Source organism: Halobacillus sp. BBL2006 (assembly GCF_000786645.1).
In the GTDB taxonomy this organism is placed as follows: domain Bacteria; phylum Bacillota; class Bacilli; order Bacillales; family Halobacillaceae; genus Halobacillus.
This window is the reverse complement of record NZ_JRNX01000051.1, coordinates 1-10,929: the sequence shown is the minus strand read 5'-3', so window position 1 is coordinate 10,929 and position 10,929 is coordinate 1. Positions and strand designations below refer to the sequence as shown.

General features: G+C 45.4%; 9 protein-coding genes. 1 reads left to right on the top strand and 8 read right to left on the bottom strand.

What is annotated here, in order from left to right; genetic code table 11:
• Window positions 1-1,951: catalase/peroxidase HPI (gene katG / locus LD39_RS02070; RefSeq protein WP_035542371.1), on the top strand; the 1,951-nt coding region annotated here is incomplete at its 5' end.
• Window positions 1,952-2,247: 296 nt separating this feature from the next.
• Here katG and LD39_RS02065 read toward each other — a convergent pair.
• The 8 genes from LD39_RS02065 to LD39_RS23760 form a co-directional block, all read right to left on the bottom strand.
• The gene (locus LD39_RS02065; RefSeq protein ID WP_052158691.1) at window positions 2,248-2,535 is read right to left on the bottom strand and encodes a YkvS family protein; all 288 of its coding nucleotides are present in this window, start codon (window positions 2,533-2,535) and stop codon (window positions 2,248-2,250) included.
• Window positions 2,536-2,839: 304 nt separating this feature from the next.
• Window positions 2,840-4,231, bottom strand: a complete 1,392-nt coding sequence (gene rlmD, locus LD39_RS02060; protein WP_035542366.1) for a 23S rRNA (uracil(1939)-C(5))-methyltransferase RlmD — start codon at window positions 4,229-4,231, stop codon at window positions 2,840-2,842.
• A 215-nt stretch (window positions 4,232-4,446) separates the two neighbouring features.
• Window positions 4,447-5,352: a diacylglycerol kinase gene (locus LD39_RS02055; RefSeq protein ID WP_035542365.1), complete on the bottom strand. Its 906-nt coding sequence runs from the start codon at window positions 5,350-5,352 to the stop codon at window positions 4,447-4,449.
• A gap of 159 nt (window positions 5,353-5,511) precedes the next feature.
• Window positions 5,512-6,942 carry an Asp-tRNA(Asn)/Glu-tRNA(Gln) amidotransferase subunit GatB gene (gene gatB / locus LD39_RS02050; RefSeq protein ID WP_035542363.1) on the bottom strand — a complete coding sequence of 477 codons (1,431 nt, stop codon included), beginning with the start codon at window positions 6,940-6,942 and terminating at the stop codon, window positions 5,512-5,514.
• Complete coding sequence (gene gatA / locus LD39_RS02045) at window positions 6,939-8,411, bottom strand: Asp-tRNA(Asn)/Glu-tRNA(Gln) amidotransferase subunit GatA (RefSeq protein ID WP_035542362.1); 1,473 nt, start codon at window positions 8,409-8,411, stop codon at window positions 6,939-6,941. The genes gatB and gatA overlap by 4 nt, the downstream gene beginning before the upstream one ends.
• Before the next feature lie 12 nt (window positions 8,412-8,423).
• Window positions 8,424-8,714 carry an Asp-tRNA(Asn)/Glu-tRNA(Gln) amidotransferase subunit GatC gene (gatC, locus tag LD39_RS02040; protein WP_035542360.1) on the bottom strand — a complete coding sequence of 97 codons (291 nt, stop codon included), beginning with the start codon at window positions 8,712-8,714 and terminating at the stop codon, window positions 8,424-8,426.
• 323 nt (window positions 8,715-9,037) lie between these two features.
• A complete protein-coding gene (gene putP / locus LD39_RS02035; protein ID WP_035542358.1) occupies window positions 9,038-10,549 on the bottom strand; it encodes a sodium/proline symporter PutP in 1,512 nt (503 codons plus the stop codon).
• A gap of 6 nt (window positions 10,550-10,555) precedes the next feature.
• On the bottom strand, window positions 10,556-10,684 hold the full coding sequence (locus LD39_RS23760) for a hypothetical protein (protein ID WP_255349874.1): 129 nt from the start codon (window positions 10,682-10,684) through the stop codon (window positions 10,556-10,558).
• Window positions 10,685-10,929 lie beyond the last annotated feature (245 nt).

Here is a 10,929-nt window from a genome sequence, read left to right as displayed (position 1 = left end):
CTATGGACACTATGGTCCTCTCTTTATCCGTATGTCATGGCACGCAGCCGGCACGTATCGTACAGGTGACGGACGCGGCGGTGGGGCAACAGGAAATCAGCGTTTTGCTCCACTGAATAGCTGGCCTGATAACGCGAACCTTGATAAAGCGCGTCGCCTGTTATGGCCGATTAAACAAAAATACGGAAACAAACTTTCCTGGGCAGACTTACTTGTACTTACTGGTAATGTTGCACTTGAGTCCATGGGCTTGAAGACCTTTGGTTTTGGTGGAGGACGCGAAGATATCTACCATCCAGAAGAAGACGTTTATTGGGGTACTGAAAAAGAATGGTTAGCTGACAACCGTTACTCAGGTGACCGTGAGCTTGAAGATCCGCTTGCCGCCGTTCAGATGGGACTCATTTACGTAAACCCAGAAGGTCCAAATGGAGAGCCGGACCCACTAGGTAGTGGCCGAGACATCCGAGAAACATTCGCACGTATGGGAATGAACGATTATGAGACCGTAGCCCTGGTTGCCGGTGGTCACACATTTGGTAAAGCCCACGGTGCAGGAGACCCTGAAAAAGTTGGCGCAGCACCTGAAGCGGCTGATATTGAAGAACAGGGGCTAGGCTGGCACAGCACACACGGAAGCGGTAAAGGACGTGACACCATCACTAGTGGTGTAGATGGCGCATGGACAGCTAACCCAACCACATGGGATAATGGATACTTCGATCTATTATTCGGCTACGAATGGGAGCTTACGAAGAGTCGTTCCGGTGCTAATCAGTGGGCGCCTGTAAATCCTAAAGATGAAGACCTTGCACCGGATGCAGAAGATGCGTCTGTAAAGGTTCCTACATTTATGACTACTGCGGATATGGCATTACGCATGGATCCTGAATATGAAAAGATTTCACGTCATTTCCACGAGAATCCAGAAGAATTCGCAGATGCTTTTTCACGTGCATGGTTCAAGCTGCTTCACCGGGACATGGGGCCTAAATCAAGATATCTCGGTCCAGAAGTACCAGAGGAAGATCTGATCTGGCAGGACCCGATTCCTACTGTCGATTATGATTTGACGGACGCTGAAGTCAAAGAGTTGAAAGCGAAAATTCTTAACACTGGTTTAACTGTCAGCGAACTGATCAAGACGGCATGGGCTTCTGCAAGCACATTCCGCGGCTCTGACAATCGTGGTGGCGCAAATGGCGGCCGCATCCGTCTGGAACCACAGAAGGATTGGGAAGTAAACGAGCCTGAAATGTTAGAAAAAGTGCTTACTGTCTACGAAGATATCCAAAGCAAATTGGATAAAAAAGTCAGCATCGCTGATTTGATTGTCCTTGGCGGTAGCGCAGCTGTAGAAAAAGCGGCCAAAGATGCCGGCGTTGAGATTACTGTACCATTCGTTTCTGGACGCGGCGATGCCACCCAGGAGCAGACAGATGAAGAAAGCTTTGAAGTACTAGAGCCGATGGCAGATGGTTTCCGTAACTACGAGAAGAAAGCCTACACACTGAGCCCAGAGGAACTGTTAGTAGACAAAGCTCAACTACTTGGACTTTCTGCACCTGAAATGACTGTGTTAATCGGTGGTATGCGTGTACTTGGTGCTAACTATAAAGACACAGAACACGGCGTTTTCACAGACAATGTAGGTGCACTAACGAACGACTTCTTCGTGAACCTGCTTGATATGGGCATCGAATGGAAGCCGTCAGATTACAACTTATACGAAGGGCGCGATCACCAAACAGGTGAACTCGTGCGCACTGCAACGCGTGTAGACCTTGTCTTCGGTTCAAACTCTGTCTTGCGCTCGCTCGCGGAAGTTTATGCACAAGACGATAATAAAGAGAAATTTGTGCGTGACTTTGTAGATGCATGGGTGAAGGTTATGAATGCTGACCGTTTCGATCTTAAGATTAACAAAGATTTGATGTATCATAACGCATAACTAAAATGTAGAAAGAGCCCGGGAGTAGAAACTCCCGGGCTCTTTTTGCTTACTCTTTAGTTTTTTCTAACCATGTTACACACTCCACGGGGGATGAATGGTTATTACAGATAATAAAGGATGAAGTGGCGTTTACCTTATTCAAAGGTGGTGCCTGACACCCGCTACGGTAATGTTTTAACACAGTGGGGGCATTACTGAAATTGATGTTTGTACCAGATCCGAACCTACACTAAAAAAAGAACATCACACTTCATAAGTGTAATGCTCTTTTATATATATTACTATTGTTGAACTTACACGTCGCGACGTTTTTTAATGGTGTAGTTTGTATGAGCAACAACGGTTTTTTCGAAATCTAAATTGCGCTCGTAGAAATCATCCATAATGGTCATATCGCAAACAACGGAGTTTTGTAAATTAGCAGAAGTTACGACAGCTTCGAATTGTTGGCCGTCTTTTTGAAAAGTTATGATATCACCTACGGTTGCTTTGTCGTCTTCTTTTACTTTCTTTTCTTCTTCTGAGTTTTTCTTTTTAAACGCAGCATCAACTAAATTTTTGCTTATATTTTCATCAGCCATGATAAATTCCCCTTCCTAGTGAGTGAATGTAATGTAGTTTCTATTTCTTTTGTGTCAAGACTCTAGTTAAGGGTTCCCTTATCTATACCCTTAATCAAGTTCCCTCAATCTCCTTAGAGTATTACTCTAATACGATTCTTTATTAGAAGAGTGCCTGATCGCCGCCTTAGGTGTTGAGATCTAACTTACCATGTATAGGTACGGAATAAAAATTAGGGAGGTACTAGTGTTTGGTTGCCTCTTCAAACACTAGTACCCCCCCTGTTTTTCTTTCATTCATGCAAACGAATGACTCTTCAAAATACTATTGGGATTCACTTTCTTTCTTCTCTAAACACGTCACACACTCCACGTGGCTCGTCTGTGGGAACATATCGACAGGTTGAACCTCTTTCGTCTCATATCCACCATCTTCAAGCACTCTCAAATCACGAGCGAGCGTTGATGGATTACACGATACATACACGATACGCTCCGGTTCCATATCGAGCATCGCTTTTAATAGCTCTTCATCACAGCCTTTACGTGGAGGATCAACGACTATCACGTCTGGTCGTAGTCCCTGGTTGCGCCACCATGGCATAAGCTCTTCCGCTTGGCCAACATAGAATTCAGCGTTGTCCATCTTGTTCAGGCGGGCATTCTTTTTCGCATCGGTAACAGCTTCAGGAACAATTTCCACTCCGTAGACTTTCTTCGCTTTCTGTGCTAGAAAAAGCGATATGGTGCCGATACCGCAGTACGCGTCTATCACTGTTTCACCGCCGCGAAGATCAGCATACTCAAGCGCCTGATCGTACAGCTTTTTCGTCTGAGTCGGGTTGACCTGGTAGAACGATTTTGGGGAGATCATGAATTTGATATCGCCAATCGTATCGTAGATATATTCGTCACCATAGATAACCTTCGTTTCTTTTCCTAAGATAACATTGGTCTTCGCACTGTTCACGTTATGGACGATTGATTTCACATTTGGATACGCGTCACGAATCTCCTCAATCAGCTTGTCCTGATGTGGGAGCTTTTTCGTCTTCGTTACGATGACGACCATAATATTTTTCGTATTCTGGCCAGTGCGGACCATAATATGGCGTATCGTGCCGCGATGTGTCGATTCGCCATACGCTGATATGCCAAGCTTTGAAGCGATACGGCGTACAGCTTCTACCATCCGGTCGTTCATTTCATCCTGGATCAGGCATGTATCCATATCAATGATGTTGTGACTGCGTTTCTGGTAAAAGCCCGTCATCAGTTCACCATCTTCTTTTTGTCCGACAGGAATCTGTACCTTGTTCCGGTAGCGCCATGGGTCATCCATACCGATCGTATCGTGCACCGATACGTGTTCAAGATGGCCGATCTTTTTCATAGCATCTTTCACTTGTTTATGTTTCATTTGCAATTGCATCTCATAACTCATGTGTTGCAGCTGGCAGCCCCCGCATTTGTAGTACACGTCGCATGGAGGCTCTACTCGATCGTTGCTTTCCTCTTTCACCTCAAGCAGTTTTCCGAAGCCAAAGTTCTTCTTCACTTTAATCACTTTGACAGTTGCTTGTTCACCTGGAAGGCCATATGGTACGAAAAGCGGATAGCCATCTACTTTCCCTACCCCATTGCCTTCGTGAGTCAAGTCTTCGAATGTCAGTTCAATCGTTTCGTTTTTCTGTACAGGCGGCTTTGGTTTCGCCATCATTCATCCGTCCTTTTTCTATATAATCTATCCGTAGTTTATCATATCTTTAAGGGCGTAGTCGCCTCGACTGCTATGTGAGACAAACCGACAAATTTCTATGTCCCGGGAAATGATTATCGTATTTATTAAAGTGTGCCTTTAAAAGGTGGGTTTCAATGGCTTTCCGTTCATAAAAACAAAGGAAAGCGCCGCTAAAATAGCAGCGCTCTCCCTTATTTTTCTTCATGAAACTTATCTTCCGGTACAAAAAAGTCAATATGGCGATACAAATTGACAAATTCCCCGGGCAATAATCCACCAAATTCCCCATCAATGTTCAGCTGCATCTTCTCTTCTGTCTTCACTTTCACGCGACTGGCAGTCGTGTGAATGAACTTCGGATGAGTAAGATGGTTGCCTTGAATCGCGAGTGTAGCGAGGCGGACAAATTCGGCGATGTTCATCTTCTCAATGATCATCAGGTCGAATAGCCCGTCGTCCATACGTGCGGATGGGGCCAGTTTCTCAAGACCGCCAACCGAGTTAGTGTTCGAAACGAGAAACAGCATGATCTCTCCCTCATACCACTTGCCGTCATACTCCATCTCGACGTGGGTAGGGCGGATTGATGGCAGCATTTCGATGCCTTTTAGATAATACGCCAGCTGCCCAATCATCGTTTTCAGTTTGCTTGGGACTTCGTAGGAAATCTCGGTGATTTTCCCGCCGCCGGCGATGTTCATGAAATATTGGTCGTTAACGCGGCCGATATCGAGCGGATGACTGTAGTCTTCCAAAATGATATCGACGGCTTTATGAATGTTTCGCGGGATGCTTAGTGCACGCGCGAAGTCGTTGGTTGTTCCTACTGGAATGACGCCGAGCTTCGGTTTATGGTCTTGTTCGGCAATTCCGTTGATCACTTCGTTGATGGTTCCATCCCCGCCTGCAGCGACGACAACGTCGAACTCATGTTCAACGGCATACTTGGCGGCTTGTACAGCATCGCCTGCACACGTGGTGGCATGCGTCGATGTTTCATAGCCGCTTTGTTCAAATCGCTGTAAGATATCGGGTAAAACCTTCCGGATCACTTCTCTTCCAGAGGTCGGGTTGTATATAATTCGGGCCCGTTTCATTCTTTAACCCCCTCATCCAGGCATGTTCCACATTACATCATAGCGCTTTTTCCTGAATTTGAAAACACTTTTTATAGTATATGATGGGTTGTCTCCACTCATACGAAAACACGCACTCTCGAAATCGGTGCGTGCTTCCGCTTTCTGTGTTCACCTGTCTTAACGCTTATCCATTTCTGCAAGGATAATTTTATTGACCATCGGAGGATTGGCCTGTCCTTTGGTCTCTTTCATCACTTGACCGACTAAGAAGCCAAGCGCTTTGTCTTTTCCGTTCTTATAATCTTCGATCGACTGTGGATTGTTATCCATAATGCCGACGACGATTTCCGTCAGCTGACCTTCGTCAGAGATTTGGACGAGTCCTTTATCTTTGACAATCTTCTCTGGATCGCCGCCTTTTTCAACAAGCTCTGTGAAGACTTTCTTCGCAATCTTAGAAGAAATCGTGCCGTCTTCGATCAGCTTAATCATTTTCGCCAGAGATTCTGGTCTCAATGCAAGCTCGTGAAGCTCTTTGTAATGCTTGTTCATGTACGCAGACACTTCTCCCATCAGCCAGTTGGAAGACTGCTTGATGTCGCCGCCAGCTGCAATTGTTTCTTCGAAGAAGTCGGAAAGTTCTTTGTTGTTGGTCAAAACCATCGCATCGTACTCAGGCAATTCAAGCTCTTCGATGTAACGCTTTTTACGTGCATCTGGAAGCTCAGGAATCTGGTCGTAAATACGTTGTTTCCAAGCTTCATCGATGTGAAGTGGAACAAGGTCCGGCTCTGGGAAGTAACGATAGTCGTCAGAACCTTCTTTCACACGCATTAGAATCGTTTCTTTCGTCTGCTCATCATAGCGGCGTGTTTCCTGACCAATTACTCCGCCGGAAAGCAGTTCCGCACGCTGACGTTTTTCTTCGAACTCAAGTCCTTTTTGTACAAAGGAGAAGGAGTTCAAGTTCTTAAGCTCCGTCTTCGTACCGAATTCTTCCTGACCGATCGGACGAAGAGACAGGTTGGCATCACAACGCAGTGACCCTTCCTCCATCTTACAGTCAGATACGCCTGTGTACTGGATGATGTTCTTCAAGGCTTCCAAGTAAGCATATGCTTCTTTTGGAGAGCGGATATCCGGTTCGGATACGATCTCAACAAGCGGTGTTCCCTGACGATTGTAGTCTACAAGAGAATATCCCTCATCACTGTGTGTCAACTTCCCTGCGTCTTCCTCCATGTGAAGACGAGTGATACCGATTCGTTTCTTCACGCCATCGACTTCGATGTCGATGTAGCCATTTTCACCGATTGGCTTATCAAACTGAGAGATTTGGTAAGCTTTCGGGTTGTCCGGGTAAAAGTAGTTTTTACGGTCAAACTTCGTGTCTGTTGCGATTTCACAGTTCAATGCCATCGCTGCTTTCATAGCGAAGTTAACAGCTTCCTCGTTCAGTACAGGAAGGACGCCCGGGTACCCAAGATCGATTGGGTTGACGTTGCTGTTTGGTTCATCTCCGAACATGTTCGGAGAAGGACTGAAAATTTTTGAGTTTGTTTTTAGTTCAACGTGGACTTCAAGTCCGATGATCGTTTCAAAGTTCATGAGTGCGCACCTCCAAGAGACGGGCGTTGTTTATGAAATTCAGTTGCCTGTTCGAAGGCATGAGCAGCACGGTAGACCGTTCCTTCATCGAAATGTTTACCGATGATCTGCAAGCCGATCGGCAGACCTTCGCTAGAGAATCCGCAAGGGATAGAGATACCTGGTACGCCTGCAAGGTTGACAGGGATCGTCAGGATATCGTTCGCATACATCGTCATTGGATCGTCCACTTTGTCGCCGACTTTAAAGGCTGGTGTAGGGGTCGTTGGTCCGATGATGACATCGTAATCTGCGAATACTTTTTCAAAGTCATTTTTGATCAGTGTACGGACTTGCTGTGCTTTTTTGTAATAAGCATCGTAGTACCCGGAGCTTAATGCGAATGTTCCAAGCATGATCCGGCGCTTCACTTCGTCACCGAAGCCTTCTGCACGGGAACGCTTGAACATATCAAGCATAGACTCAACGTCTTCAGCACGTTTGCCGTAACGTACGCCGTCAAAACGGGCAAGGTTGGCTGATGCTTCTGAAGACGCGATCAAGTAATACGTAGATAACGCATATTTGGAGTGTGGAAGAGAAACTTCTTCCCACGTTGCGCCAAGCTCTTCATATTTTTTCAATGCCGCTTGAACGGCTTCTTTTACTTCTGGTGTGACCCCTTCACTGAGGTACTCTTTCGGCACACCGATTTTCAGGCCGTTCACGTCACCTGTAAGAGATTCGGTGTACTTCGGTACTTCGACATTCGCAGATGTAGAATCCATCGCATCGTGCCCAGCAATCGTTTCTAAAAGGAATGCATTGTCTTCTACGTTACGAGTAATCGGGCCGATTTGGTCAAGAGAAGATGCGAATGCAATCAATCCAAAACGGGAAACACGACCGTACGTCGGTTTCAAACCGACAACCCCGCAATAGGCCGCTGGCTGGCGGATCGACCCACCTGTATCAGAACCTAGAGAATATGGAACTTCGCCTGCGGCTACAGACGCAGCTGAACCACCGCTGGATCCGCCTGGCACATAGTCTGTGTTCCAAGGGTTACGAACAGCAGCATAGCTTGAGTTTTCGTTGGAAGAACCCATCGCGAACTCGTCCATGTTAAGTTTTCCGATTGTAATGGATTTCGCATCGTTTAATTTGTTTACAACGGTAGCGTCGTAAAGGGGATCCTCAAAGTTATCAAGAATCTGGCTTCCTGCGGTTGTACGCAGCCCTTTTGTCACGATGTTATCCTTCACGCCGATTGGAAGACCAAAAAGTGGCGCGTCTTCTTCCCCCTGCTGTTTATCTAGGTAAGCAGCCTGAGCTCTAGCCGCTTCTTCGTTCAATGTCAGGAAAGCTTTGACCTGGCCATCGACTTCATTAATGCGTTTGTATGATTCATCGACTAAATCTGTGACAGTGATTTCTTTGCTATGTAGCTTCTCTTGAAGCTCACGTAATGTGTAGTCAAATAAAGACATCGTCGAACCTCCTTATTCCAATACAGATGGCACTTTAAATTGTCCATCTTGTTGATCCGGTGCGTTTTTGAGTGCGTCTTCTTTTGAAATCCATCGCTTCGGCTCATCTTTTCTAAGCACGTTTTTCAAATCAAGGACGTGTGTCGTTGGTTCGACACCTTCTGTATCCAATTCGTTCAGCTGCTCGGCATACGTGATGATGTCATCAAGCTGCTTTGTGAACATATCTGCTTCTTCTTCCGTGATAGCAAGGCGTGCCAGATTGGCAACGTGCTTCACTTCATCTTTACTAATTCTGGACATAATGCGACCTCCATTTCGATCTCACATAATATATGATCATACCAAATATCTGAATCAATAATCAACGTACGGTTTTTAACCCTTACTATCTTAACATATCCAGGCGGGGGCTGTCTTATCGTGAGGGGTGCGGAATTTGGGGTTAGAACGTTACTTTCTGATGTTAGGGCGATACTAGCTTTCGTTAGGGCGTTATACTTTCGCGCTAGGGCGTTGCTGGATCCCAGTTAGAACGTGATACACCAGTGCCAGAGCGCATCCCCCTTTTTCAAGAATAAAAAAAGAATCCCCGGCGAACCGGAGATTCTTTCTGAAGTTCTCGATTATAGAGATTTTGCTTTGTCCATTTCTTCGACAACTTCTTTCGGTGGAGTACCACCCATACTTACTAGGATTGCAGCTAGTCCACTCAAGATGAAACCAGGTACAATTTCGTAAAGATCGAAGATACCGCCACTTAAGAAATCAGCCCATACTACAACGACAACCGCACCGGTGATAATACCAGCCAGGGCACCATTACGAGTGATTCCTTTCCAGAATAGGGATAAGATGATGATCGGACCGAATGCAGCTCCGAAACCAGCCCAAGCGTAAGATACAAGTTCAAGTACTTTACTGTCTGGATTACCGGCAATCAGAATTGCAATCAATGCAATTGCTGCTACGGCGAAACGACCAACCCATACCAATTCCTTCTCAGAAGCGTTCTTACGGAAGATCGCTTTATAGAAGTCCTCTGCTAGTGCAGAAGAAGATACAAGAAGCTGAGAGTCAATGGTACTCATGATTGCAGACAAGATTGCCGCAAGCAGGATACCTGCAATGACTGGGTGGAACAGAATTTGTGAGAAGGTGATGAAGATCTTCTCAGAGTCAGCCAGCATTTGAATGCCGCCTTCGTTAACAACTTCAGCATTGAAGCTTCCCAGTGTGCCCAGGTCTTGAGTGTTGATGAATGCAAGACCGAATAGACCTGTGAAAATCGCTCCGTAAAGACCTAGAATCATCCAGCCCATACCGATGAAACGTGCTTTCGGTACGTCTTTAGGAGAACGTAGTGCCATAAAACGTACAAGGATGTGTGGCTGACCGAAGTAACCAAGTCCCCATGCAAGAGATGAAAGAATAGCAAGGGCACCTACGCCTTGAACCATGTTCAGGTGAGACGGGTCAATCTGAGCAACTGCGTCTACAGCACTGCTCCAACCGCCAAGTTCAGAAACAGCTACGATCGGTACCGCAATTAATGCTAAGAACATTAGGATACCTTGAACGAAGTCTGTCCAACTTACCGCTAGGAAACCACCTAGGAATGTGTAAGAAATGGTTACAATTGCACCAATCCAAAGAGCTTGGTTATAGCTCAGTTCAAATGAAGCTTGGAATAGCTTCGCACCGGCTACCATACCGGAGGATGTATAGAAGGTAAAGAATAATAGGATTACAAATGCAGAGATAACACGTAAGATATGGGAGTTGTCACGGAAACGGTTCTCTAGATAATCCGGAATTGTGATGGAATCATTCACAATTTCAGTCATAACACGCAGACGGCGTGCTACGAATTGCCAGTTCAAGTAAGCACCAATGGCAAGACCTACACCAATCCATGCAGATGATAAACCACTTGCGTAAACAGCACCTGGTAAACCTAATAGCAACCAGCCACTCATGTCCGATGCACCGGCAGATAGCGCGGCTACTCCTGGACCTAATCGACGACCACCTAATACATAATCGGATAAATCACTTGTTAGTTTGTATGCTGCAAAACCGATCCCCAGCATACCGATAAGATAAACTATAAACGTAATTAACGTTGCAGTACTCATGTTTTGTTATTCGCTCCTCTCAGTGAATAGTGTGATAATAGATAGAATGATTAAAATTGGCATTGGGACAAACAACCAGAACCATGTAGCCCCTTGAATCGTTGTCGTTGTTGCTGCTGTGGCTAGTTCAAACACCTTCCCACCTCCTCTAATCTCTTTTGTTATGCACTCCTATGCATTGTTTCCGACTTCTGGTTCTTAAGTCATAGAAGCTTAAAAATCCAAACACAGGTACAACCATATCATATTATATTTGTTAGAACATTGCAAAAATTGTGTAATATAGTCGATTTTGAATTTTTATTCGTTTATACTGCATAAAGATGCATATATATGTCAAATCGACTATAAACATTCACAAAATTTTTTTATATTTCTTT

Bases quoted from the DNA above. Each gene is read 5' to 3' on its own strand.
- LD39_RS02065 (WP_052158691.1), bottom strand. From the start codon at position 2,535: ATGGCTGATGAAAATATAAGCAAAAATTTAGTTGATGCTGCGTTTAAA.
- rlmD (WP_035542366.1), bottom strand. From the start codon at position 4,231: ATGGCGAAACCAAAGCCGCCTGTACAGAAAAACGAAACGATTGAACTG.
- LD39_RS02055 (WP_035542365.1), bottom strand. From the start codon at position 5,352: ATGAAACGGGCCCGAATTATATACAACCCGACCTCTGGAAGAGAAGTG.
- gatB (WP_035542363.1), bottom strand. From the start codon at position 6,942: ATGAACTTTGAAACGATCATCGGACTTGAAGTCCACGTTGAACTAAAA.
- gatA (WP_035542362.1), bottom strand. From the start codon at position 8,411: ATGTCTTTATTTGACTACACATTACGTGAGCTTCAAGAGAAGCTACAT.
- gatC (WP_035542360.1), bottom strand. From the start codon at position 8,714: ATGTCCAGAATTAGTAAAGATGAAGTGAAGCACGTTGCCAATCTGGCA.
- putP (WP_035542358.1), bottom strand. From the start codon at position 10,549: ATGAGTACTGCAACGTTAATTACGTTTATAGTTTATCTTATCGGTATG.